Genomic DNA, 24,714 nt, shown 5'->3' on the forward strand with positions numbered 1-24,714 from the left:
GCATGATGGAGGCGAGACTGGATCCATTCATCCATATCCGTCGAATGAAGGATCATCGTTTCCCACATGAGATTGCCGCGATTCTTCCAGGAGAATATTTTGTCAGCGACCAGCCGATGATTGTATACACGGTGCTCGGATCCTGTGTGTCCGCCTGTATCCGTGACCCACTGGCCGGTGTCGGGGGTATGAACCATTTCATGCTGCCCAAACCCAAGGATGGAGGAGGTGACTCATGGGGCGAATCAACTCGTTATGGGTCCTATGCCATGGAGTCGCTGATCAACGACATTTTAAAGCGGGGTGGAGTGAAGAGCCGTCTTGAGGTGAAGTTGTTCGGGGCTGGACGTATCTATGAGGGGAACATCGATGTCGGGGCGAGAAACGCCGAGTGGGTCCTCAAGTATATCAAAACAGAAGGACTCACTGCATGCAAGACGGATCTTGGAGACACCTTGCCGAGGAAAGTCTATTATTTTACTGAGTCCGGTCGCGTGCTGATGAAGAAAATCGAGAAGGTTAAGAATGACACGATTGTGGCACGTGAACGTGACTATGCGTCCAAGTTGCATACGAAAACATCTGTCGCTGTGGTGGCGGAAGAGGACGTGACGCTGTTCTGAGGGGCGTGAAGCGGCCATTGATGGGTTCGAGACGTTTCACGCTTCATGAGACATGGGGGGGCTATGCCAAAAATTCGAGTACTGACCGTGGATGATTCGGCCCTGATGCGGCAAGTGCTCGCGACCTTACTTGCTAAAGATCCGGACATTGAGGTGGTTGGATCGGCTCCGGATCCATTCATCGCTCGGGAGAAAATCAAAGCCCTGAATCCCGACGTGCTTACGCTTGACGTCGAAATGCCAAAAATGGATGGGATCACGTTTCTTGAGAAACTGATGCGCGGGCATCCGATGCCGGTCGTGATGGTGAGCTCTCTGACGGAAGCCGGGTGCCAGACGACTATGCGGGCCTTGGAGCTCGGCGCGGTTGACTTCATTACGAAGCCGAAGCTCGATCTTCGTGAAGGGATGGAGGAGGTCGCGCAGGATTTGATCGCCAAGGTCAAAGCCGCTGCGGCGGCACGGGTGCGGCCAGTACACGTGAAGCCTATCTCGTCTTCGGAGCCGGCCACTGTTCGCTTCGCGAACAACGCGTCACGAACTTCGATGATCAAGACTACCGATACCATCATTGCTATCGGGTCTTCGACTGGCGGTACTGAGGCCGTGAAGAACCTTTTGGAAATGCTGCCGCCGGATACGCCACCGATTCTCATTACCCAGCATATGCCGGAGCGCTTTACGAAGACCTGGGCCGATCGCATGAACAGCCTCTGCCGGATTTCCGTCAAAGAGGCTGAAGATGGGGACAGTGTGTTGCCGGGGCATGCGTTAGTCGCGCCGGGCGGCTATCACATGACGCTGGAGCGGAGTGGGGCTCGCTATACGGTTCGGATCAATCAGGACCCTCCGGTGAATCGCCATCGGCCGTCGGTGGATGTGACGTTTGCCTCAGTGGCTCGGTGCGCCGGCGCCAACGCGGTTGGGGTGATTCTCACCGGGATGGGCGGTGACGGCGCGAAGGAACTGTTGACGATGAAGCAGGCCGGCGCTTTCACGATTGCGCAGGACGAAGCGAGTTGTGTTGTGTTTGGGATGCCCAAGGAAGCAATCAAAGCCGGTGCGGTCGATAAAGTTCTGCCGCTGAGTGAGATTGCCGGTGCGATCTTGGCTCACGTGAGCCGCTGATTCTCGCGGAGGTTGTATGCCGATTACTCAACGCCCTTGGCGTGATACGACCATGATCCATGTTGAGGACGTGTGCACCCATCGCAATCGTAAAGAGTTTTCATCTGTGGTGATGGCGTTTAAGGCGTCAAACATTCGTCATCTCATCGTGAACTTGCACGATGCGGTCTATGTGGACAGTGCCGCCATCGGGCTGTTGGCTCTGACGTCTCAACAGCTCACGGCTGACGAGCGACAAATCAGTCTGGTTGGTCCGCAAGGTACCGTGAGGCAGATTCTCGAGATGGCAAATATCGATAAGATGATTGCGGTATTTCCGACGGAAGATGCCGCGGCTGCCGCTCGAGCCGCATAGTGGAATGACACGAGCAGGTCAGGATGTATCTGAAAAAAAAGGGGGGGAGTCATGGCGATGCAAACAAAAGAACGCCCCGTGCCGAACGGTGTGATTCTTGAGATGACGGGTGATCTCACTTATGCCAATCGTGAACAGTTCAAGACAGCGGTTGAAGCGATCCGACAGAAGGGCTGTCGTCATCTGATTTTAAACATGGCCGAAGTTCGTTTCGTGGACAGTTCCGGCCTCGGCTTGCTGGCGCTTGTGTCTCAGAATTTCAAGTTGAGTCAGGCAAAAGTAAGCATGCTGAAGCCGCAAAGTTATGTTCGGGAAATTATGAGCCTGGCTAACATTCAGAAACTGATTCCAGTCTATGATAATGAGCAGGATGCTTTGACCGGACATCAGCGCGCAGCCTAACAGGATGTTCAAACAGGCCGCCAGCGTCGTTCTCGCATCGCTCAGCGGCTCAACGTACCGGAACGTACGCTTTGCCTCTTCGCTCGCTGCGGCCTTGCTGGACAGCCTGTTTGAACATCCTGCGGAAACCTACACCTCACAGCCGCAAGTCTGGATACTCAATGCCGTTAACGTCGGTTGAACAGACAGCTCAGATGGTGCCGCAAACCGTGCTAGTCGTGGATGATGAGCCCACGGCACGGCTGGCTTTGGCGGCTCGACTGAAACGGCTCGGCTATCGGGTGATCCAAGCCGGTGACGGGAAAGCCGGGTTGGAGGCGCTTCGGCGTGAACGGCCCAGTCTCACCATCCTGGATTGGATGATGCCGGAAATGGACGGGCCGACTTTCTGCGAACAGGTTCGGCAAGATCCTGAACTCCTGACGAGTCAGATCTTGATGATGACGAGTCACGATCAGCCGGAGCAGATCGCTGAAGGCTTGGCTCGCGGCGCCGATGACTTTCTGAGTAAGGCCGCCAGTAAGTATGAAATTACGGCCCGCGTGCAGGCCGGAATGCGTGCGGCGACGTTGGTCAGACGGTTGAGGGATGCCACCGAGGAGATTCGCCAGAAGCAGGAGGCGCTCGAACAGGAGTTGCAGTCTGCTGCGCGTTATGTGGAGTCGCTGCTTCCTCCCCCGGGGGCCATCTTGCCGGGCGTGCAGATGGTCCATGCCTATCGGCCCTCTCTCGCCTTAGGCGGCGACCTCTTCAACATCGTTCCGTGGAGCGATGATTTCTTGGGGCTGTATCTGCTGGATGCGTCGGGCCATGGTGTGTCACCGGCGTTGCGATCCTCATCATTTGCCACCTTTCTTCGAAGAGACAGTTTGCTCCGTCATGTCGGCTCGAATGACCCTGGAGCCATTCTGACGGAAGCCAATAAGCAATTCCCACTCTCGGAAACTGGACACTATTTCACGATCGTCTTCGCGAGTCTTGATCTCCGATGCCATACCCTCTCCTATGCAACAGCCGGGCACGGCGGAGCGTTGCTTCACCGCCGGTCCGGTGAAGTCTGTTGGATGGCTCAACCGAATTTGCCGCTTGGGTTTGATCCTTCAACAAGCTATGTCACCACGACCCTTCCTATTGGACCGGGCGACCGGTTGTACCTGCTCAGCGACGGACTGTACGAATTCCCTGCAGCGAACGGGGAGTTGTGGGGACAGGCTCGGTTGGAAACGACGATTCACGCACTGGGTCGGCAACCCTTAGAGACTGTCATCACGGAGATGATCGCAGCGGCGGTGCGCTGGCAGGGGCATGAACAATTTCCTGATGATGTGGCCTTGATGGGTGTCGAGGTTGGCATCTGACCGCTGAGATAGATCGGGAGGAGTGAGCTCGTGAGTCAGGATTGTGTCTTCAGCTTCGATGAAGCCCTCGCTCGTGTCGATGATGACCGAGAGACGTTCCAGATGATGATGGAATTGTTTCTGGAGCATGGTCCGAAGGACTTGGCGGATACGCACTCGGCTTTGGATGCCGGGGATGCGCTCGCTGTGGCCCGATCAAGTCACAAGTTGAAGGGAGCGATCTTACTGTTTTGTGCCCCGGCGGCCCTTCACGCGTGTAAAGAATTGGAAGAGTCCGCGAAAGCGGGAAATCTCGCGAAGGGCAGGCAGCTGTATGCCACGTTAGAGCAAGAAGTTCAACGGCTTCTCGCTGCGCTCCGTCTGGTGTACGACAAAGGAATAGCCGCATGAATTTGCCACTACCAGCTGATCATCTCTTGGTCATTGATCCTTGTTTGGAGACGCAATCTCGTATTGCGCACTATGTGAAAGACAGAGGGTTTGCGGTTATGAGCGTCCCGGACGCTGTGGCTGCGATGGCCAAGCTTGAGGAGGTCGCTCCTGATATCGTGATCACCGACATGTTTCTTCAGGACGGTGCCGGATTGGCATTGCTCAAGGAACTCAAGGCTCGGCATGAGCCATTCCCAGTGATTGTTATGGGGCACAATGCGCCGGAACCGCTTATTGTCGAGGCCCTGCGTGGCGGGGCGATCGATTATCTACATAAGCCGATTACCGAAGAAGAGCTGTCCTCTGTGCTGCAGCGTGCTCAGGACTTCTTGCCCTGTTATCCGTTGGACGTGCCAGGGGCTCGACAATTTGACTATGAATTAACCGTTGATACGGATCCTGCGAATATCCCCGGGGTTATTTCGTGGCTCCTCAAGATGACCGCTTCCGCATTACCGCCGGTCCAGAGAATCCATATTCAGGGTGCGCTGCAAGAGTTGCTCTTTAATGCCGTTGAACATGGGAATCTGGAGATTCAGGATCGTGAAAAACAGGAGGCCCTGGCCGACGGTTGTTATGATCAGTTATTGGCTCAACGCTTGGCGCAGTCTCGTCTCAGAGCACGCCGCGTGATGATTCGTGTGTTTCATGAGCGGAGCAACAACCACTTGGAGTACCGAATCACCGATGAGGGAAAGGGATTTCCGTGGCGGACTGTGCTGACGCGATCTCAGGAGATGCGCGAATCTGAGGGCGCGAGCGGCCGAGGGATTCTACTGACGCGAGCCTTCTTTCCCAGTCTGACTTACAACGAACGGGGAAATGAGGTCACGATCACGGTGCCGATGGGGTAGGCTGTAGGTTTTCTATTTTATCTCGTGCAATGCGGGTTTCGAGTTTCATGTCGGAAAACTAAAACATCAAAACTCCTCACGTTCCGCTACAAAATTCTCAGATATTCCACCGTGCTCTCTCCCTTAGCGGCATCTCGTTTCAAAATAACCAGCGAGCTCTTCGTGGTGTCATTGACGGTGATGGCTAACCGCGCCGAGAAATAATCCGATTTCACATCATAGTCATTTCGTAGGGTTCGGCCGATTTCCTGAAAGCTACTCACCCGATCGAGTTCCACTTTCGTCTTGTATGGGCGTCCTTGGACGATCTCTATGGCCATCGTTTGGGTGACACTTGGATCCAACGTCTGAAGGATGATGGGATCTGCGGTGTTGAGGTTCATCGGCACGCCTCCCTCTTGTGGGAAAACCGTTACGTAGGGGGAGATCCGCTCGATAATTTCAGGCGTGAATCCCTTGATGAGCCGGAGATCTCCCAGTCCAGGTAACGGGCTATTCGCGGCCCGATAGGGTGGCCTCAACGATTGGTAGTAGAGGCTCTCGGCGCCAGCTGGCTGAGGCACTTCATCCTGGTCGGTCCAATCGATTAGCGCATCAACCAGAGTGGGGCTGACTCTGAGCAGTTCAAACAATCGCTTGGCTCGGAGGATTTTCTTCTTCTGTTCAATGTCGCCTCCCGTAGCCGATGCAAGGTCATTCAGGTTGAACTTTCCTGTCTCATCCTGGATCTGCGCGGTCAGAAATCCGTCCCCAATCGGATAGTTCTTGATCGGCATGGCCCAGATATCGGTTGGCGCATCGTATTTCTGCCCCGTCGTCTTCTCACGCAAGAGATCCTGCAGCAGCACAGCTCGCGCGGCCTGCACGCCAGCTCGGGTCAGCATGCCTGTTTTGTAGTCGTCCCGAAAGGCGGCGGCGGCTCGGTATTCACGGCGCGCTTCCGCATCGAACTCAAGAATCATGGCGGTGAGCAGCGTGAGCACCAGGAGGGCTAAGAGCAGTGCGACGCCTCGTTCATCAGCTTTTCGCATAGCTCAAGACCCGCACGGTTGCGTCGAGATTGACCGGATTGTCGAATTTTGGGCGGATCTGCAGGTGGCGAACCTGAAGGTCGTACGGGGCTTGATCAATGGCCACGAGTAATGCCAGCAAGTCCGGCAATTGGATGCCGTCCAATCGGAGATCGACGGCCGTTTCTTCGTAACCTTGCGCCAGCGATTGGACTTGCGGCTGCATGCTGGTGATGCGCTCGCGCACATGGGCGGTGGTGGCCGCTTCCTCCATGAACGTCAGCAGGGAGAAATGGCTGTCGGCTCCGGGCATGCGACTCTCGGTCTTGGTCAAGCGCTCCCGTTTGGTGAGATAGGCTTGGCCGAGCACCGTGAGTTCGGCCAGCTCTTTCTGCTTTCGAACCTCTTGGCGCCCGAGGCGGTCCAGGGTGTCCAACAGGGGGTCGACGATCAGGATAAAGAGGAGGCTAAGGCCAAGCACAATGCCGCCTGCCAGGACAAGGGTGCGCTCACGTTGCGACATCTGGCGCCAGCGTTCTCGAAAGCTCTGCGTCATGACTTCTCCACCGTGACCGTGATTCGAAAGACGACTTGATTGGGGCCTGCGCCCACTCGTGTTTCCGTCACCGCGACATCTCTCAATCGAGGACTCGAGGCGAAGGTTTGCTTGAGTCGCTCCACGGCGTCGAAGGAGGTCGTCTCACCCTCCATGAGGACGGTCGTTCCGTCGACGGTCAGTTCGCGCACCTTGACCGTCGTTCCGGGCGGGAGTTGTTTTACAAACGTTGACAGCGTGTGCAGGACCTTGCCCTCCGCCGTATCAACGGCGCCGAGCGCTTTATCCAGGACTCCGATGCGGTACTGGGCTTGATCGAGCTCTTCCCCGGGCGACGCGCCCGGTCCAAAGAACTGCTCATACTGGCTGTGCAGTGTCGTTTTCAGCCGAGCGACTCGCTGGTTGTGCAGCCAGAAGTGAATCGAGAAATCCACGATCGCCAGGATTGCAATGACTAGACCGGCGGCGATCGCCAGGCGACGGTCTTGCTTGGTCGTGGCACTATCCGGTGAAGCTGCGTCGGTGACTCCTTTGAGATCGAGCGCGAGCTCCATGGGCGCTGACGCGAATCGCCATCGTGGCCGGATGATCTTGGGGTGAATCGCCAAGCCGAACGCGATGGAAAATGCCCGTGGGGTTTCGGCTCCGAACCCTTGGCGAGGTCCAACCGGATAGAGTCCCAATTGTCGCGAGAGGTAGCCGCCGACTTCTTGAAGTTTTGACCCGCCTCCGCATACCCAACAGTGCGTCAAGCGGCTGCGCTCGTTACCCAGTTGGCCCTGCAAGGTGATGCGGAGTTCTTTCAGGATCGGCTCCAACAACCCGTGGACTTGCTCCACGGCCATCGTCCGCTTCAGACGCTCTGCGTCGGCGAAACTACAGGCGTGCCGGACGGCCAAGGCATGCGTCAGATGATTGCCGCCCCACAGAATCGTTCGCAGGAGCAGAGGACGTCCTCCCTGCACGAGGCAGAGCGTCGTCTTCGAGGCTCCGACGTCGATGATAGCGAGGTCTTGCGGGACGGCCGCTCCTTCTTCTTGTAGGTATTGGGTGACGGAGAAGAGGGCCATCGCGTCGACATTGATCGCCGAGGGTTCCAGATCGGCTTGAGCCAGAAACCGGAGATGCTCCGCGACCTTGTCTCTCGGTGCGGCCGTGACCAGGACCTCCGAGCCCTTGCTTTCGCGGGCCAGGCCTTCTGCTGTATGTCCGGGCGGTAAGATCAGGCTTCCGATCGCGAGATCTTCGAGCGGCATCGGAACGAGATTCTCGACCTCAAAGGGGACGACTTGAGCGAGCTTGGTCGAATCCTTGAAGGGGAAAGACAACGTTCTGACGAACAGATCCTGACAGGGAATCGCAGTCACCAACTGGTCTGTGGCATAGAGTCCGTTTCGCCAGAGGAATCCGCGCAGTGACTGTACGCGTCGAGCCGGTTCGAGATCCTCGGGACGGGAAAAGGGCAGGGGCTGTTGAAAGTAATCGATTGTTTCTCGCCCGCTCAGACGGCGGCGGAAACGCACGGCCTTCAAGCCCGTTTGCCCAATGTCCAGCCCGACACATTCGTTTGTAATGGACATGAATCTACTTGAGTCTCATCTTTCTCGTTTCGCGTGTCATGTTGTCGGAATACGTGAAACCTGAACCTTGGAACGTGAAACTTCCGAACTACTTTACAATGCAATCCTTGCTTGTGCCAAGGTCCCGACGATCTTAACGGTCATAGGCGTTCCAGGCGGCGGCGAGGGAAAGCCCAGTGTACCGGCTTTCGAGGCAAATCCTGGGCCGGGGACAACCGTTACCGTGAGATTCACGAGGCTCTGTTGTATGGGCTGCTGGAGGGTGAGGTATCCTTCGCCTGTAAAAGAGCCGTCGATGCCATCGCCCTTCAGTTGCGTCACATCGCAACGGAGGTCGCGGCATGTCAGTCCGGCTATGACCTGGCTGAATGTGAGCGACAGGGTGCGCCCGTTTCCGAGGGGAATTTGATCGATCACCAGGTCCGTCGCTTCGGCTGTCCACATTCCTTCCCCCTTCATCGCGGTGAGGGTCGTCTGGGCGGAGTTGACGCGGTGGGAGAAGTTGCCGGTGAGTGTACCGTGCGTGACATAGCGGCGGAGGAGTTTGGACAGGTCCACGTGTTGCACCTGTCCCTTGATTGTGATGGGGCCGTCGAAGGACAGCGACGAGGCCATGATGATGCCTTTCGCGAGGTCTGTCGAGGACGCGGTCTCCGTCAGTTTTGCGACGAGATCGAGCCCGAGCGTGCCGCTTAGCGCGGATGTGACGCCGAGCTTGGCTTGCATCGTGGCCAACTGGATTGGGATCCAGCTCGGTTTCGATAAGGTGACGTCTCGCCATTCAAGACCGGGTGGGAGGCCTACTGTCCAATCGGTCACTCGGACGTCCATCCCCGTGGCCCGCGTGAGTTCCGCCACGATCCGTGCCTGGAGCATTCCGTACGGGAACGTCGCGATCAGACACAGCACCAGGATGGAGATTCCCCCTCCTGTCCACGCTAAGATTTCTCGCCATGCTTCAGGCCATTTGATGGTCATGATGCGCCGATCGTCACCCATTCCCGCACCGTCCATGGATCGGCATCGGGGTATTGAAACGTCACTTCGATCAACAGGGCCTTGGGGATTTTTGAGACCGCCGGCCATTCGTCAATCCAGATCCGGTTCTGGTCGTCGTAATAGCGAATATTGAACGCGTGGACACGGTCGGCCAATTCCATCTGGCTCAACGACTCATTGGTATCGGTCAGCGTATAGAGATTCCGACGAACGAACCGAATGAGCCGATCGCGTTCACGTGTGTACACCACGCGAACTGTCTCGCTTTCCTTGACGGTCGACGTGCTCAATTCCTGACTCATGGCGAGGATGGCGAGGATGTCGGCCGGTTGTCCGTCCTGTGTCCCGTTCGTTCCCACCCACGGGTACTGGGGAGTGCGTTTGCTGAGCGCAATTTCTTCGGCCATGAGACGCAATATTCGTCTGATTGTTTGTTCCTTCGCCACATGGTCTCGTCCGGCCTCCACGGATCTCGTCGTCATGACGAGCGACCCAAAGACCATGGCACCGATCATGCCCAGCAAGGCTACGGCCACCAAGACCTCGACGAGCGTAAAGCCAGCGTCGGATTTAGAACGTGGAACGGCTGGCAAAGACATAGGTGCTGACCTCTAGTGATTCTTCAAACTCGCCCCGCAGCCACGAGACTTTGATCCGGATCTCCCGAACCAACTCCAATGGAGTAGGGGCGATCGTCCGTTTCCATCTGTACCCGACCGCTCTCGGAACTGCTTGGATGTTGGTTTGTACACCAAGCGGGAGGTTCAGGAACTCCCCGCTGGTTTCCCCGATCGCATATTGTCCTGAAAGTTCAGTCTCCAATAGTTTCTCTTGGGCCAACAGGGTGGCGGAGGTCAGTTCGGACGCTCTCTCTTGAAGTCCCAGGTCGAAATTCCTGAGGCCAAGCAGAATCGGGAGCGCGATTGCCAGCAGGGCGATGGCGAGTAGCACTTCGAGTAGCGTGAATCCATCTTCGTTAGGCTTGGCTCGATGTCCATCGTGGGCCATTGCAATCTACTACTGGTTCGGAACCAACCCTCTCTGCGAGGCTCCCGCCCCTCCTTGCTGGTTTGCCTTCAAGAGCAACCGGACTCGGTCGGGGATGATTGGGTTGAGGGGAGGGTCGAGTCGTTCATCGCTGACCCGAATTCTTCCTGTCAATGAATCGATCGCCAGTCCCAAGAGATTGTTCTTCGCATCCATCAGATACAGTGTGACCGGCTCAATCCGGCCATTGGCGAAGAAGGACACGTCGACACGTCCAGAAAATCGTTTGTCTTGGCCGATGGAGACCTCCGTAAATCGGATTGATTCCGGGAGCGTACGAGGGATCTTCCAGGCAGGATCAAGCGGGATCCGCTCTTCCTTGCCCTCCACCAGCATCATCCAGTAGGTTCCCTGATCGATGTCGAGGTAGAGCTTCAGGGGCTTTTGGCTTGTAGTCGCCAGCCCTTGAACGGTTCGAAGGACGCCGACCAGTTTCCGTCCTGTGGAGCTCAAGTCTTCGGTAAGACTGATTCGCGGGAAGACGACGACCACGACGACGGTTAGGAGGAACAGGACGATCAGCATTTCGAGGATGGTGAAGCCTGTTGCAACGCGCAAGGGGTGAGAGGTGAAGGGTGAGGGCGATGGATGAAGGCATACGGCACGGCATAAGCCGTCACACGGGGGTGTCCTCTCCAGTGACCAATAGCCGGTGACCATTCCGTTCCTAATCTTTGTCGAGGTTCCAATTGGTGATGTCGGCGTTCACGCCCTCGCCACCGACCTCGCCGTCCGTTCCAAGGGAGGTGATTTCGTACTCCACTTTGTACTCTCCTCGTTGGACCGGGCTGAGATATTTATAGGGATTGCTCCAGGGATCTTCCGGCAGCTTGGGCAGATATCCTCCGAGCTTCCATTTCTTCGGGATCACTCCGACGGCGGGCTTTTCAACGAGCGACTTGAGGCCCTGTTCGGTGGAGGGATAGACACCGTTATCCAGTTTATAGAGTTGCAGCGCTCCCTCGATATTACGAATCTGGACCTTAGCCGCCGTGCGCTTGGCGTCATCTGTTCTGCCCATGATGCGTGGGACGACCAGGGCTGCGAGAATGGCCAGGATGGCCACGACGACCATGATCTCGATGAAGGTGAAGGCCTGCTCCTCGTAAAAACGACGGCGTGACGAGTGCTGGGTGCTGGGTGCTGGGTGAAGACTGGAAGCCCCCTGCGTGCTTCTCCACATCATGATCATGGGCCAATGGTTGCGCTGCTCTCGTGTGCTCATCGAATGCCTCCCTGTTCCTTTCTGCCTATCACGCATCACCCCTTCACAGAAGACTGTGTTATCGAACCATCTGGCCCATTTCGAAGATGGGCAAGAGAATCGCGACGACGATGAAGAGGACGACGGTACCCATGGCCAGGATCATGACCGGCTCCATGAGCGAGGTCAAGCGGGCGATAACCCGTTCCACTTCTCCGTCGTAGATTTGACTCACTCGGCGTAACATTTCCTCCATCTCGCCGCTTTTTTCACCGACGGCGATCATGTGGGTGACCAGGGCCGGAAATTCTCCGCTTCGCTTGAGCGGATCGGCGATCGTCTCGCCCTCGCGGATATTTTGCCGTGCCGCTTCGACCGTTTCTTCCAGCACGCGATTGTTCATGACGCGTTTCGAGACATCCATTGCGTCCAGCAGCTGAACCCCGCTGGCCAACATCGTGGCCAGCGTGCTGGTGAGTCTGGAAATGGACACCATCCGCGCGACGTCTCCGATCAAGGGGAGTCTCAGGATCATCCGGTCCGCCATCATGTGACCGGCACCGGTCCGAATGAATCGTCGCGCCATATAGAGGCCTCCGAGGAGAACCCCGACCAATATCATCCAGTAGTCGGCAAAGAACTGGCTGATGGACATCAAGGCGACCGTCGGCCACGGCAAGGCTTGTTTCTGTTGCGCGAACACCATCGTAATCTTGGGAACGACAAACGTAATGAGGAAAAAGAGGATCGCCGACCCGATCACGAGCATGATGAGCGGGTAGAGCATCGCATTGGTGACTTTGTTCCTCAGGGCCAGTTGTTTCTCCAAGAACTCTGTGAGCCGGAACAGAATCTGATCCAGTGCACCACTGGTCTCGCCGGCCCGTACCATGTGCACATAGATCGGAGAGAAATCTTTCTCGTACGTTTCCAAGACGGCACTCAATGCTTTCCCCCCTCGGACTTGCTCTCGGATATCGGCGAGGAGCGCCTTGATGGGTTTCTTCTCGGCTTGGTCCACTAAGACGCCGAGGGCTTCGACCAACGGAAGGCCGGCTACGAGCAGTGTTGCAAACTGCCTGGTCAGGAGCGCCAGGTCGGTGGAGGCGAGAGTGGCCGATCGGCCGATGGATCGCTCGGAGCGGCCGCGGGATTGTTCGTGCGAGTGGGTCGGGGCTTGGCTCTGCTCAACAACATCGGTCGGATAGACGCCCTCTTTCCTCAGTTTGAGGCGGGCGACCTTGGGGTTCTCCGCATCGATGATCCCGGTCGTGGTTCCGCCGTCGTTTCGGTAGCCCTGGTATTGATAGACCGGCATGATCAGCGGACTCCGGACGTATCGGGCTGGACCGAGCGGTGCCCGACAGTCCATGATCGAACCAGCTGGAGGAGATGGTCAGTGCCTCGGTGCCACATTTAGTCGACGTCGATTTCCTGTTGCGTGATCCGCATGACTTCTTCCAGCGTGGTCTGGCCTTGGAGGACGCGTTCGGCACCCTCCTGTTTCAACGTCACCATGCCGTTCGTGATCGCGGCGTGTTTGATGGCTGTCGAGTCGGCTTTGCCGCCGATAAGCCGCCGGATGTCGTCGTTGAGCACCATGAGCTCGAAAATTCCAATGCGCCCGCGATAGCCAGTTTGGGAACAGGCGGCACACCCGGCTCCTCGATAGAGGGTCACGGTGGACCCAGGCGCGACGTCCAAGCGACTGAGTTCTTCCACGCTTGGCGCGTAGGGACGCTTGCAGTCCGGACAAATTCTTCTCAGCAGGCGTTGGGCCAGGACCGCCACGACCGACGAGGCGACCAGAAACGGTTCGATCCCCATATCGATCAGACGGGTGGCGGCGCTCGCCGCATCATTCGTATGCAGAGTGGAAAATACCAGGTGTCCGGTGAGGGAGGCATGAATAGCGATCTCCGCCGTTTCGCGGTCTCGAATCTCGCCGATCATGATGACATCAGGGTCTTGCCGGAGAATTGAGCGCAGTCCGGCGGCAAACGACAAGTTGATCTTGGGGTTCACTTGCATCTGTCCGATGCCGAGCAGCTGGTATTCCACGGGATCTTCAACCGTGATGATGTTCTTGTCTGGCGCATTGATGTGGCTCAAGGCGGCATACAGGGTTGTGGTTTTTCCGCTTCCCGTGGGGCCGGTCACGAGAATAATTCCGTGCGCCAGTTGGATCAGCTGATGGATCACGGCCAGTCGCTCCTTCGAGAAGCCCATTTCCGAGAGGTTCAGCAGACGATTTTCCTTCTCCAGTAATCGCAAGACGACCCGCTCGCCGTGCGAGGTGGGTAAGACCGAGACTCGAAGATCGACGTCTTTCCCGGAGGTTCGGATGGCGAACCGGCCGTCTTGCGGCAAGCGCTTCTCGGCAATGTTGAGGCCGGCCATGATTTTGAGGCGCGCGATAATGCTGGCTTGCAAATGTTTGGGCGGTGTAAGGACCGGGTAGAGCACGCCGTCGATGCGATATCGCACCACCAACCCTCGTTCGAATGATTCGAAATGGATGTCGCTCGCCCGTTGTCGAACCGCTTGAAACAGCACCGAGTTGACTAATCGAATGATCGGCGCTTCGTCGGTGGCATCCAGCAAGTCTTGCGGCTCATCAAGTTCATGCGCGAGTTGGTCGAGACTCTGGTTGGCTGCGATGTCTTCCATCACTTGTTCCGCGCCGGCCGGGTTGGCGATTTCGTCGTAGGCTCGGTTCAAGCAGGCCAGCAGCGCGACGCTGCTGGTCAAGATCGGTTTAATCGGTTTGCCCAACAGTAATCGAAGATCGTCCAGCGCGACGGTTTCCAGAGGATCGGTCGATGCGGTCAGAATGGCCCCTGCTTCATATCGAAGCGGCAAGACTCGATAGCGTCGACAAAACGCGATGGGGATCTTCTTAATCAGCTCGTGATCCACCTGGGTGGTGTCGAGCTGAGGCATCCAGGACATCTCAAATTGTTGGGCGAGCGCCTCGAGCACCTGCTCTTCCCTCAGGAGGCGCAGATGTAGCAGCACTTCTCCCAGTAGGCCGCCTTTTTCGTGCTGGTAGGCTAAGGCCTCCTCGAGCTTTGAGTCCAAGAGATTGAACTTTTCCCCGAGAATACGTCCCAAGAGAGGGCGATGAACGCGAGGAATGGACTGATCGTTGTCGAGCTGTTCGGACAATGTACCCTGACCTCTTCTGCCTGGAGACCCGCGCCGTTATTGGTCGTTTCTCCACTCTGTTACTATCTCGGTTGTAAAGATACTCTCCCTTTCGACGGCCTGGCAAGGACAGCGCGCATTCCTTGCGTACCATAGAAGGCGTTGAGGAGTGCCAGTTGACAGGAATACGAAGGGGTCGCGTACTGACTGCCGTGTCAGCGAAGCTCGTACGTAATCGTCGAGCGCTGATTATTCCGGAGCATGTCGAGCTTGACGATCTGCTCATTCTTCAGTTGTTGCAGTAAATTCAACATGGTACTGGGATCGCGAATATCGACTCCGTTGACGCGCTGTAGGACATCTCCCGTCTGGACCCCGATTTTTTCATAGAAACTGGTCGGCGCGATATAATCTAGGCGAAACCCGTTGACGCTTCCGTTCACCATATGTGGTGCGGCTCTGGCTTGGGATAACAGTTTTGGCAGATCGCTCATGGCCTGCTCCACTTCACGGCGATCGACGACTTTGCGGAGCGGAACGCCGGCGGTCGGTTGCTGAACGGCAGACGGCGCGGTACCAGTAGAACCGCCTGGAACCGGTGGGCGCTCCGACATCGCCAGCTCTAATAATTCCTCTAGGTCGCCCTGGCGGACCAGGATTCCATTCCGCCGAATCTCACTCACTTCTCCAAGATCAAGAATCTGATCATGGACACGATACAGGGCCTGTTGTTTGGAGGCCAGCTCCTCGACGATCGCAAACACGCCGCGCTGATCGCCAAACACGATACCGAGCAAGCGCATCCTGGCCGCCAAGCCGAGCGACGCTCGAACTGGGGTTCCGGAGGGTCCTCGACCGGTTGCATTCGTGACTCCACTCTGCGGCGCGGCGGGGAGGGCGAACAGGCCGCTGGAGCGCACATCCTCCACTGCCTGGGTCGGTGAATAGGAGGCAAGCACTGAGGAACCTGTCTGGCGATCGTCGACGGATCCAACTGAATGTGTCGGGATCACGTATAACGCATCGGCAACAAAGGCATTCATCGAGTGGGCAATCAGGAGACCACTTCCGACCAGACAGATGAAGAGGCCGATGCGACGCATATGTTGATGAGGGATTGGTGGCACGATAGTTTCTCTCGTTCTACCTGCCTCATGGTACATGGCCCATATTGGTGGCCGCAAGAATCTTTTAGCAACCTCCTTTAATTCATGGGTAGACAAGTAGACTGAAGCACGCAATAATCTCTTCCTTGCCCAAGGGAGGGTCTCCGCGTGAAGAAAGCCTTGATTACCGGGATTACGGGCCAAGATGGGTCGTATCTTGCTGAGTTCTTGCTTGAGAAGGGCTACGACGTCTACGGCATCATCCGCCGGTCCAGCTCCTTCAACACGGGTCGCATTGATCCCATCTATGAAGATCCGCATGTCCCGCATCGGCGCCTGCACTTGGTCTATGGCGACCTGAACGACGCGAGTTCCCTCAATCGGATCCTGCGAACCGTCCAGCCGGATGAAATCTACAATCTCGGGGCCCAGAGCCATGTGCGGGTCAGCTTCGATATTCCTGAATATACGGGAGAAATCACCGGATTGGGCACCATCCGCCTGCTGGAGGCGATTCGCGAGTCAGGATTGAAACCCAAGTTTTATCAAGCCTCGTCCAGTGAAATGTTCGGCAAAGTCCTGGAGGTGCCCCAGAAGGAAACGACGCCGTTCTACCCCAGGAGTCCCTACGGGGCCGCCAAGGTGTATGCGTACTGGATTACGGTGAACTATCGGGAGGCGTACAATCTCTTTGCCTGCAATGGCATCCTGTTCAATCATGAATCGCCGCGGCGGGGAGAAACCTTCGTGACGCGGAAAATTACGAAAGCGGCGGCACGGATCAAGCTCGGGACCCAACAAGATTTGTTTTTGGGCAACCTCGATGCGAAACGCGACTGGGGATATGCCGGCGACTATGTCGAAGCCATGTGGATGATGTTGCAGGCGCCGACGGCGGAGGATTATGTCATTGCCACGGGGGAGACCCATACAGTCAAGGAAATGTTGGAGCTGGCATTCGATCGTCTGCAACTGGACTGGACTAAACATGTGAAGATCGATGCCGCGTACTACCGACCAACCGAGGTTGACCTACTCATCGGCGATGCCAGTAAGGCCAAGCAACAGTTGGGGTGGCAGCCGAAAGTTCGGTTCGAAGAACTGATTACCATGATGGTGGACGCGGATTTGGCGTCGGAAAAAGAGAAATTGGATGGAACCAGGAAACGAAACTAGAGGGTGAAACGGGTATGACTGCATTCTGGAAAGATAAACGTGTTGTCGTGACCGGCGGTGCTGGGTTTCTCGGTTCGTTCGTCGTTGAGCAGTTGCGCGCGAAAGGCTGTCAGCAGATCGTCATTCCACGAAGCCAGGATTACGATCTGGTGCAGATGGACGCGGTGAAGCAATTGTATAGCGACGCGAAGCCTGATCTGATCATCCATTTAGCAGCCCGTGTCGGTGGGATTGGGGCCAATCAAGCCAATCCAGGACGGTTCTTCTACGATAACTTGATGATGGGCACCCAGCTGATCGAGGTCGGCCGCCAACGGGGACTGAAGAAGTTTGTGGCTACCGGGACCATTTGTGCCTACCCCAAGTTCGCTCCAATCCCATTTAAAGAGGACGATATCTGGAACGGGTACCCAGAGGAAACGAATGCCCCGTACGGATTGGCAAAGAAAATGATGTTGGTGCAGTCCCAGGCCTATCGGCAACAATATGGGTTCAACTCCATCGTGCTTTTTCCTGTGAATCTGTACGGGCTGCGCGATAACTTCGATTTAGAAACCTCTCACGTCATTCCAGCCCTTATCCGGAAATGCGTGGCGGCCAAGGACGCAGGACAGACTTCGATGACGCTCTGGGGAGATGGGTCGTCGAGCCGGGAGTTTTTGTATGTCGAGGATGCGGCCGAGGGTATTCTACTTGCGGCCGAACAATATGATGGAAATCTACCGATCAACTTAGGAACCGGTGAAGAAATTACGATTCGAGACCTAGCCGGATTGATTGCAAACGAAGTGGGATTCACCGGAACAATTCAATGGGATACCACGAAACCGAACGGCCAACCGCGACGCTGTCTGGATGTCAGTCGAGCCAAGCAGCTCTTTGGATTTCAAGCTCAACATGGCCTACGCGAAGGGCTAAAAAAAACGGTCCGATGGTTTCAGACCAACCGTCACGCGATCCGGGAAGTGCATTTTTAGATCGTTCTGGTTGTTCTGCCGGTTCCATTGGGACACAATTAATTCGCCTTCCGCCACTCCCACTAGACAACTCATGACGCTCCTCTCATAATCCCTCCATTAATCACAGCATCCTGATAGATCCTTAGCAGCGACATCTGTTAGCGAAAGCGGTATTCAGTTGCCACGTGTACGTTGACCCAATACCATCACAGAGGCTTTCCAAGGTAGATCTAGAGGAATCACGTCTGAGTTGAGGTGAACAGTGAAGCGTATTGATATCATTGCCGGAGCCAGGCCCAACTTCATGAAGATCGCCCCGATTATTGATGCCCTGAAGGCAGCGGAGAAGCGGGGAGGGCCGCTGCGCTATCGCCTCATCCATACGGGGCAACACTACGACCGGGCCATGTCCGGGAGCTTCTTTGAGGAACTCGGCATTCCCGATCCGGACATCAACCTAGAAGTGGGGTCGGGTACTCAGGCTGAGCAAACCGCCGGCATCATGGTCGCCTATGAAAAGGTCTTACTAAAGGACAAGAGCGATGTGTGCCTGGTGGTCGGCGACGTCACCTCGACCATGGCCTGCTCGATCGCGGCCCGTAAACTTGGAGTGCCTGTGGCCCACGTTGAAGGCGGCATCCGCTCCGGCGATTGGACCATGCCGGAGGAAATCAACCGCGTCGTCACCGATTCCATCACCAACTGGTTCTTCACCACCAGCGACACGGCCAACGAGAATCTCCGCCGCGCAGGAATCACCGACGATCGCATCTTCTTCGTCGGCAATACCATGATCGATACCCTCTTGAAGCAGATGCCCCGGCTGCGGCCGCCGGTTTGTTGGGACTCGCTCAAACTGGAGCAGGGTAAGTATTTTGTCATCACCCTGCATCGTCCGGCGAATGTGGATGGGGAGCAACAACTCCTTCGACTCCTGCACGCCATTGCGGATGGAACAAGAGGTCTACCGGTCATCTTTCCGGTCCACCCCAGGACGGCTAAGAATTTGAGAGATGCGGGGAACACGCTCCCATCAATGCACTACGTTGACCCCTTGAGCTATCTTGAATTCAATTATCTCGTCAAACATGCCAAAGGCGTGATCACCGATTCGGGGGGGATTACCGAGGAAACGACGGTGCTTGGTGTGCCCTGTCTCACGTTGCGTGATAACACCGAACGCCCTGAGACTATCACTATCGGCACCAACGAACTGATTGGGACTGATCCAAACAAGCTTCCACCAGCACTCACGCGACTGATGGCCGGGCAGTGGAAGAAAGGCGCGATCCCACCGAAGTGGGATGGCAAGGCCGCGGAACGGATTGTGGAGCAGTTGGAGAAACTGCTGTTCGCAGCGTGAGTTCGTTTTGATACTGCAGACCGAGGGAGGTCTTGCAGTACTCAAGGCCTTGCAGCAAAATGAATATGTCACGTTCGTCCACGTGAGGTACACATTACTCAGTGGTCAGTAAATTAGACAACACAAACAACCCTGCAACCCGCATGGATGCTGGGTGTACTGTTGTTCAAATTGCTGACTTCTAAGTAACGCTGATACGTACGACATAAATCATCATGCCCAAAGACATCCAGAAGCGAATCAACTTGGAACCAGGAGATCGTCCCGATCTTCTCATCTATGAGGGTGGTCGATTCCTTGTACCGCCGGCGACTGTCGATGTATCGGAACTTGTCGGGATGCTCGAACGGCTTGCAAGGGCTGTCACGGTCACAGAGATGAATCAAGCCATTCACAAGCGAGGGGGGTACTTGTGATGGGGATCAGCATAAATGTGCTTGGGGTATCCACGGAAGCCCGATGCCCACGGTAAAGAATATAGACGGCCCCTACCGTGTATTTTTCTATAGTTTTGACTGCCATGAACCAAAGCATGTCCATGTTCAAAGAGAAAAGGCGACGTGCAAGTTTTGGCTGGAACCGATTGCCTTAAGTATGAACAGAGGGTTTTCGCCAAAAGAACTGAATACCATTCGACGACTTGTTGAAACGAATATGCTGCGAATCATGGAGGCATGGCATGAACACTGCGGCGAAGATCGTTGACCCTCGCGTCATGACCGTTGAAGTCACCGACGATGAGATCGTTGCGCATTTGGTGGATGGACGGACGATCAGCGTACCGTTGGTCTGGTCATGGCGCTTATCGGAAGCAACCCAGGAGCAGCGACAACATTGGGAAATTCTTGGCGACGGTCAAGGGGTTCATTGGCCTGATATCGACGAAGATATCAGCGTTGAGGGCATGCTGCACGGAGCTCCGGCTCATCGTCCCAGAACATCCACAGGACACGCGGCCTAACCTGACTGAGCTCCTCACGCACAAAACCCGAGAGGCTATCTGTAAGGAGACGGCAGAGAAACAATACTTCTGGGGAAGAAACGGCGATACTTGGAATGTCGCGATTCTTCGCCACAACACCGAACGCCCCGAGACCATCACCATCGGCACCAACGAACTGATCGGGACTGATCCGAGCAAGCTTCCTCCAGCACTCGGGCGATTGATGGCAGGACAATGGAAGAAAGGGGCGATCCCACCGCTGTGGGATCGCAAAGCGGCGGAACGGATTGTCCAGTGTCTCGAAAATGTGCTGGTATAACGGAGCAGGTAAGTGCGATTGAGCGGACCAAACAATGACTCCCGTTTCATCTTTCATGTGTGCAGTTCAAAGGAGGACACCATTGTGAGAACAGCCGATGCCACAGCAGAAGTGTTCATGACCGCATTTGAGTCTTTACCGAAGTCCGAGCGTGAAGCGATCATGCAGCGGCTCTTTGCCAACCCGGCATTGAAGGAAGATCTGATCGATGTGGCCACATGGTATGACCGTCGCGCGGAACGGGCCATTCCGTACCAGCGTGTTCGCCAACGGCTCAAGAAAGTCGGCCGTCTGTGAGGTATCGGCTTGCCATCAAGCCTTAGGCCAGCCGGGAACTTGAGCGGCTGAATGATCAAGTACTTCGTCGGGCAGATGAGGCCATCCTAAAGTTAGCCGAAAACCCACGGCCACATGGCGCAAGGAAACTCAGTGGTGTGCCGTTGTACCGCATACGAGTAGGGTCCTTTCGAATTGTGTATGAGGTGAATGACGCCCAGCATCTGGTGACCGTTGTGACTATCGGTCACCGTCGGGAAGTCTACAGAAAATGATTGAGGGCTTGGGACAGAATATGCGTCAGAGCAAAGGGCTGGAACGAATACCCTCCGCGACAGCACCGAACGCCCGGAGACCATCACATTGGCACCAACGAATTCATCGCACTGACCCAAGCAAATTACCGTCGGCGCTGGCGCGATTGATGGCGGGGCAGGTGAGTTCGATGGAGCAGAACAAACAATGACTTTCGATCTTTTAATCAACCGTAATCCTCGACTTTTGCGTGATCGTCATGCTAAATGCGAAGGTACGAGGCATATGGAATGCAGCTTCCCAATCGAGAACACGCGTATGTATCCCCCAAGAAACTGCGCGAATACCTCCTGTCGGATAGCCATCCGGTAGGAAGGTTCAAGGCGAAAGTTTTCACGTCCCTCGGGTTTACGGAACAGCATCTCAACGATCTCCAAGAAGGCTTACTCGCCATTGCCTACATGAACGAGGTGCGAGAGGAACGCCAAGGGAGCTATGGGAGGAAGTATGTCTTGGATGGAGCCTTGCCCACTCCTCGTGGTACTCTTTTACACATCCGCACGGTCTGGATGATTGACGCGGGAGAAGACGCTCCGCGGTTTGTCACGGCGTACCCGTTGTAAATTTCAAGGAGAGGTGGTTATGCGATTCAAGGAGCTCGATACGGTCGTGTTAACGCACGACGTGCCGGAAAACAGTCTGAAGGAGGGAGACCTTGGCGCCATCGTCCACCTCCACGCCGACAGGGAGACCGTCGAAGTCGAATTCGTGACGGCCGAGGGGAGAACGATCGCGGTGTTAACCCTCAGACATGAAGACATCCGTTCGATCGGCGACAGAGAAATTCTCCACGTGAGAGACTACTCGGTGGCACTCGGCTAAGCGAAACTCTGACAAGGGTGGCTGGTCATTACCGTCGTGGTCAAATTCTTCTGAACGGGGAGGACATATGAAACTCAGCGATGTTCCGAAATACCACGTCGCGTATCTGCGCCTGCACGAAAAGACGTTCCAGGTCACGACCATGAAAGTCAGCGACGAGATGAACATCGACCTCGCGCCGGATGGGACCGTCTACGGTATTGAATTGTTGAACGCCAAGGAGCAATTGGCCGACGACCATGGCGCCCTGATCGTAGAATCGGAAGGACAACGCCGTGAAATTCCGCTGACGGCATAAACAAGGAACCCGACCGTATTCGCATCCCGTGCATGCGCGACAACACCGAACGAATTTGAGGCCATTACGATGGGAACCTACGTACTGATCGGGGCCGATTCGAACAGGCTTGACAATTCTTTCCATTCAAACTTAAAACCTGAAACTTAGAACCTGAAACTCAGTACCCTACCCGAACTCATCTGTACGGTTTTTCCTGCACGAGTCCACGTAATCAGAAAGAAAGTCGTCTAACCTTCAGAAACTACGTATCTTTTCTTGTCTGAGATTGGTCCAAGTCTTGCGACCTCAGTATTCTTGAAAATTCCAATATGTATATAGGTTGAGCCAGGACCATTTTATGCACGACATGTTGATGCTGTCGGTGTGAAGTGTGGAAGCAGAGTCTCTTTCTGCTTGTGAATTCTTGCATCATTGACATAGATATGGTATCCGCACTATGTGGTTGTAGATACTGCATTGTAGACAAAGCGCTCGTCAAGCACATCGATGTCATGGCTGTAAGTACTCCTCAGCTTTGTCAACAGTGCCTTGATAGTTGAGGCATTTGAAAAGGGTGAGAGTTGCGGTGGCCCTTCTGGTATCGGCTGATTCATTCAGGGCGATGGTAGCTGGCGTACGGTCAATATCACTTGTGGTTTCTCGGTCTCATACTTCGTGATGATACTGTGTGACGTAAGACTGTCATGATCGTAACAAATGAAGTAACTCGAACCTATTTTCAGAAAGCTTGTGCCGGCGCTGTCACACCTGACGAAAGGACAGTGGAAGTAAGAGGCCATTCCTTTGCTATGGGATGGCGTGGGGGCGGAGCTGGATGGTGGGGTATCTTGCGATGAGATGCTAAGTTAACGCGTCGGAAGGGGCGATGGAGAGGAAGTAATGACCTTGACCTCTTCTCTCCTATGCACGATCCAAGATCTGCCCCCGCTATTGTTTTCAGATTGTCGAGCGTCATATTCCCGCATGGTGTCGACAAGCACGGCGCGATATGGCGATACTGGGCGTCGGTGATTTCTATGTGCGCAGTATCGTATAAGCATAGCTATTAGTGTTAACAGGCCCTAATCCGAAACCGAATCCCTCGTACCTTCTGGTCGCAGACTTAACCTTTCCCATTGGCACGCCCCCTTTCTGCATGTCGACACCGTTCCCTCTCCATACAAGTCGGTGCAAGTGAAGGCCGTCTTCTATATCAACATCCTCGTCTCGACTCTTTCGTGAAGCGGATCTCCATATCATCGTAAGCATGGTCTCGAAATGAAATTTCAATTGCCTGCTGCGCAAGGTGTGCTACCGTTCGAGAAGAGAGAAGGCCCATGGGAATACCGACCGCTCTCATCCTTGCGACCGAAGACCTCCACGTCATCATTGGTACCGATCCGTGCTGCACTCTGGCAGAAGCCAACCAAGTCGTCACAGGTTGGCACATGCAGGGTAAGTGCCAGCATTGTGGGGTGGGATGGCCTCAGAAAAGACGTTCACAATGCTCGCCGGGGTGGCGGTGGTGGAGCAGGTTATGGCCCTGGCGTAGAGGAGGAATGTGATCGCTGACTCCCGCGCCAGTTCACCTGGCATAAACCGTGAGTGCGAAGGAGTATCGAGCAAACAGCCCCTTTGGGCGGGAAAGTGCTCATCTCGGTCTATGAATTGTTTGATAAGGAGTATAGCGATGTTGCTTGTTATTTCCGTGCGTAGGACAATCCAAAACGCTTGTTTCTGCGGTTCAGGGATTGTGTTGTTTTTTCTCAATGTGCTTAGTGCCCATGCCCTGACCGATATTAATGTCTGTTCCAAGCCGCAGTTACTTGCGGCCATCAATGCAGCTCAGCCTGGCGATCGGATCCGTCTTTGTAGTGGGGTCTGGGTGGATCTGAAACTGGTGGTCAGCCGCAGTGGGACGACGGAGCAGCCGATTGCGTTGACGACGCAAAACCCTGGCGGGGTCACGATCAGTGGTCATAGCTATATCGAGCTGAGGGGATCCTATATACACGTTAGTGGGTTTCGCTGGGCGGACTACGGTGATCCGAGGCCGAAACGCGGTTTTATTCAGACCATGTCACAATCACACCATTGCAAGATTTCAGAAATGGTGTTTGAAGAAGACCTTGAGTCGCCACGAAAGGAATGGATCTTCAACATTGCTCTTCGCGGCAGGGACCACGAAGTATTTTCCTCTGCATTTCTAGGAAAGCGTGGGAAGGGCGCGCAGATGTTTGTGTGGCAAGGCGGTGAGAACTTGAACCACGAACTCCACCATCTGTACTTTCGGCGCAAGCCGCTCGGGTATCACCGAAACGGCGAGCAGATAAACGGTGGAGAATCGCTTCAAACAGGTGCGGGTGACGGTGTGGAATTACCTGCCGACGATCTCTATGCGCATCATTTGTTTTTTGAGAATGCCAGCGGGGAATCAGAAGTTATTTCCATCAAGGGCAG

The 24,714-nt window shown here is 55.4% G+C and carries 30 protein-coding genes and 1 pseudogene; 20 read left to right on the top strand and 11 right to left on the bottom strand.

The genetic code is table 11. The features are described from left to right. Window positions 1–5 precede the first annotated feature (5 nt). The 7 genes from cheD to E8D52_15255 all read left to right on the top strand — a co-directional run bounded on the left by cheD (window position 6) and on the right by E8D52_15255 (window position 5,152). Window positions 6–623: a chemoreceptor glutamine deamidase CheD gene (gene cheD / locus E8D52_15225; GenBank protein TKB66355.1), complete on the top strand. Its 618-nt coding sequence runs from the start codon at window positions 6–8 to the stop codon at window positions 621–623. A 63-nt stretch (window positions 624–686) separates the two neighbouring features. Continuing rightward, the gene (locus E8D52_15230; protein ID TKB65751.1) at window positions 687–1,751 is read left to right on the top strand and encodes a chemotaxis response regulator protein-glutamate methylesterase; all 1,065 of its coding nucleotides are present in this window, start codon (window positions 687–689) and stop codon (window positions 1,749–1,751) included. Window positions 1,752–1,767: 16 nt separating this feature from the next. Beyond that, complete coding sequence (locus E8D52_15235; protein TKB65752.1) at window positions 1,768–2,106, top strand: STAS domain-containing protein; 339 nt, start codon at window positions 1,768–1,770, stop codon at window positions 2,104–2,106. A gap of 51 nt (window positions 2,107–2,157) precedes the next feature. Then, window positions 2,158–2,508 (top strand): STAS domain-containing protein, encoded by a 351-nt coding sequence (locus tag E8D52_15240; GenBank protein TKB65753.1) that lies wholly within the window; start codon window positions 2,158–2,160, stop codon window positions 2,506–2,508. A 161-nt stretch (window positions 2,509–2,669) separates the two neighbouring features. Further along, window positions 2,670–3,866: a response regulator gene (locus E8D52_15245; GenBank protein TKB65754.1), complete on the top strand. Its 1,197-nt coding sequence runs from the start codon at window positions 2,670–2,672 to the stop codon at window positions 3,864–3,866. Window positions 3,867–3,896: 30 nt separating this feature from the next. After that, entirely contained in the window at window positions 3,897–4,256 is a 360-nt protein-coding gene (locus tag E8D52_15250) for an Hpt domain-containing protein (protein TKB65755.1), read from the top strand. Continuing rightward, entirely contained in the window at window positions 4,253–5,152 is a 900-nt protein-coding gene (locus E8D52_15255; protein ID TKB65756.1) for a response regulator, read from the top strand. The genes E8D52_15250 and E8D52_15255 overlap by 4 nt, the downstream gene beginning before the upstream one ends. Window positions 5,153–5,238: 86 nt before the next feature. Here the strand turns inward: E8D52_15255 and E8D52_15260 are convergent, their stop codons facing one another. The 11 genes from E8D52_15260 to E8D52_15310 all read right to left on the bottom strand — a co-directional run bounded on the left by E8D52_15260 (window position 5,239) and on the right by E8D52_15310 (window position 15,822). Continuing rightward, on the bottom strand, window positions 5,239–6,183 hold the full coding sequence (locus E8D52_15260; GenBank protein TKB65757.1) for a general secretion pathway protein GspK: 945 nt from the start codon (window positions 6,181–6,183) through the stop codon (window positions 5,239–5,241). Continuing rightward, a complete protein-coding gene (locus E8D52_15265) occupies window positions 6,170–6,718 on the bottom strand; it encodes a type II secretion system protein M (protein ID TKB65758.1) in 549 nt (182 codons plus the stop codon). The genes E8D52_15260 and E8D52_15265 overlap by 14 nt, the downstream gene beginning before the upstream one ends. Further along, window positions 6,715–8,298 (bottom strand): hypothetical protein, encoded by a 1,584-nt coding sequence (locus tag E8D52_15270; protein TKB65759.1) that lies wholly within the window; start codon window positions 8,296–8,298, stop codon window positions 6,715–6,717. The genes E8D52_15265 and E8D52_15270 overlap by 4 nt, the downstream gene beginning before the upstream one ends. Before the next feature lie 93 nt (window positions 8,299–8,391). Further along, entirely contained in the window at window positions 8,392–9,384 is a 993-nt protein-coding gene (gene gspN / locus E8D52_15275) for a type II secretion system protein GspN (protein ID TKB65760.1), read from the bottom strand. Then, window positions 9,273–9,896, bottom strand: coding sequence for a prepilin-type N-terminal cleavage/methylation domain-containing protein (locus tag E8D52_15280; GenBank protein ID TKB65761.1), 624 nt, complete (start codon window positions 9,894–9,896; stop codon window positions 9,273–9,275). Before E8D52_15280 ends, gspN begins: the two co-directional genes overlap by 112 nt. Continuing rightward, entirely contained in the window at window positions 9,868–10,305 is a 438-nt protein-coding gene (locus E8D52_15285; GenBank protein TKB65762.1) for a prepilin-type N-terminal cleavage/methylation domain-containing protein, read from the bottom strand. The genes E8D52_15280 and E8D52_15285 overlap by 29 nt, the downstream gene beginning before the upstream one ends. Before the next feature lie 9 nt (window positions 10,306–10,314). Further along, window positions 10,315–10,869 carry a hypothetical protein gene (locus E8D52_15290; GenBank protein ID TKB65763.1) on the bottom strand — a complete coding sequence of 185 codons (555 nt, stop codon included), beginning with the start codon at window positions 10,867–10,869 and terminating at the stop codon, window positions 10,315–10,317. A gap of 142 nt (window positions 10,870–11,011) precedes the next feature. Next, window positions 11,012–11,527 (bottom strand): type II secretion system protein GspG, encoded by a 516-nt coding sequence (gspG, locus tag E8D52_15295; GenBank protein TKB66356.1) that lies wholly within the window; start codon window positions 11,525–11,527, stop codon window positions 11,012–11,014. A 100-nt stretch (window positions 11,528–11,627) separates the two neighbouring features. Beyond that, on the bottom strand, window positions 11,628–12,920 hold the full coding sequence (gspF, locus tag E8D52_15300) for a type II secretion system protein GspF (protein TKB65764.1): 1,293 nt from the start codon (window positions 12,918–12,920) through the stop codon (window positions 11,628–11,630). 44 nt (window positions 12,921–12,964) lie between these two features. Continuing rightward, window positions 12,965–14,686, bottom strand: a complete 1,722-nt coding sequence (gene gspE, locus E8D52_15305; protein TKB66357.1) for a type II secretion system protein GspE — start codon at window positions 14,684–14,686, stop codon at window positions 12,965–12,967. Window positions 14,687–14,910: 224 nt separating this feature from the next. Beyond that, the gene (locus E8D52_15310) at window positions 14,911–15,822 is read right to left on the bottom strand and encodes a hypothetical protein (GenBank protein TKB65765.1); all 912 of its coding nucleotides are present in this window, start codon (window positions 15,820–15,822) and stop codon (window positions 14,911–14,913) included. Window positions 15,823–15,969: 147 nt separating this feature from the next. Between E8D52_15310 and gmd the strand changes: the two genes are divergently transcribed. The 13 genes and pseudogenes from gmd to E8D52_15375 form a co-directional block, all read left to right on the top strand. After that, a complete protein-coding gene (gmd, locus tag E8D52_15315) occupies window positions 15,970–16,977 on the top strand; it encodes a GDP-mannose 4,6-dehydratase (GenBank protein ID TKB65766.1) in 1,008 nt (335 codons plus the stop codon). A gap of 14 nt (window positions 16,978–16,991) precedes the next feature. Next, the gene (locus E8D52_15320; protein TKB65767.1) at window positions 16,992–17,954 is read left to right on the top strand and encodes a GDP-L-fucose synthase; all 963 of its coding nucleotides are present in this window, start codon (window positions 16,992–16,994) and stop codon (window positions 17,952–17,954) included. Between the two features lie 244 nt (window positions 17,955–18,198). After that, window positions 18,199–19,299, top strand: a complete 1,101-nt coding sequence (locus E8D52_15325; GenBank protein ID TKB65768.1) for a UDP-N-acetylglucosamine 2-epimerase (non-hydrolyzing) — start codon at window positions 18,199–18,201, stop codon at window positions 19,297–19,299. 215 nt (window positions 19,300–19,514) lie between these two features. Continuing rightward, entirely contained in the window at window positions 19,515–19,715 is a 201-nt protein-coding gene (locus E8D52_15330; GenBank protein ID TKB65769.1) for an AbrB family transcriptional regulator, read from the top strand. 43 nt (window positions 19,716–19,758) lie between these two features. Beyond that, window positions 19,759–20,004, top strand: coding sequence for a DUF4160 domain-containing protein (locus E8D52_15335; protein TKB65770.1), 246 nt, complete (start codon window positions 19,759–19,761; stop codon window positions 20,002–20,004). Beyond that, the gene (locus E8D52_15340) at window positions 19,979–20,260 is read left to right on the top strand and encodes a DUF2442 domain-containing protein (GenBank protein TKB65771.1); all 282 of its coding nucleotides are present in this window, start codon (window positions 19,979–19,981) and stop codon (window positions 20,258–20,260) included. Before E8D52_15335 ends, E8D52_15340 begins: the two co-directional genes overlap by 26 nt. A gap of 106 nt (window positions 20,261–20,366) precedes the next feature. Further along, window positions 20,367–20,561: pseudogene (locus tag E8D52_15345) on the top strand (UDP-N-acetylglucosamine 2-epimerase (non-hydrolyzing)). Window positions 20,562–20,645: 84 nt separating this feature from the next. After that, window positions 20,646–20,858: a hypothetical protein gene (locus tag E8D52_15350; GenBank protein ID TKB65772.1), complete on the top strand. Its 213-nt coding sequence runs from the start codon at window positions 20,646–20,648 to the stop codon at window positions 20,856–20,858. Window positions 20,859–20,905: 47 nt separating this feature from the next. Continuing rightward, on the top strand, window positions 20,906–21,112 hold the full coding sequence (locus tag E8D52_15355; protein ID TKB66358.1) for a type II toxin-antitoxin system RelE/ParE family toxin: 207 nt from the start codon (window positions 20,906–20,908) through the stop codon (window positions 21,110–21,112). Window positions 21,113–21,382: 270 nt separating this feature from the next. Beyond that, window positions 21,383–21,715 (top strand): hypothetical protein, encoded by a 333-nt coding sequence (locus E8D52_15360; GenBank protein TKB65773.1) that lies wholly within the window; start codon window positions 21,383–21,385, stop codon window positions 21,713–21,715. Window positions 21,716–21,734: 19 nt separating this feature from the next. Next, window positions 21,735–21,974, top strand: coding sequence for a DUF4926 domain-containing protein (locus E8D52_15365; GenBank protein TKB65774.1), 240 nt, complete (start codon window positions 21,735–21,737; stop codon window positions 21,972–21,974). Window positions 21,975–22,041: 67 nt separating this feature from the next. Continuing rightward, entirely contained in the window at window positions 22,042–22,272 is a 231-nt protein-coding gene (locus E8D52_15370; protein TKB65775.1) for a DUF2283 domain-containing protein, read from the top strand. 1,645 nt (window positions 22,273–23,917) lie between these two features. Next, window positions 23,918–24,714 (top strand): hypothetical protein (locus tag E8D52_15375; protein TKB66359.1); only part of this gene is annotated, 797 nt, incomplete at its 3' end.

It is taken from the genome of Nitrospira sp. (genome assembly GCA_005116745.1).
GTDB lineage: Bacteria > Nitrospirota > Nitrospiria > Nitrospirales > Nitrospiraceae > Nitrospira_D.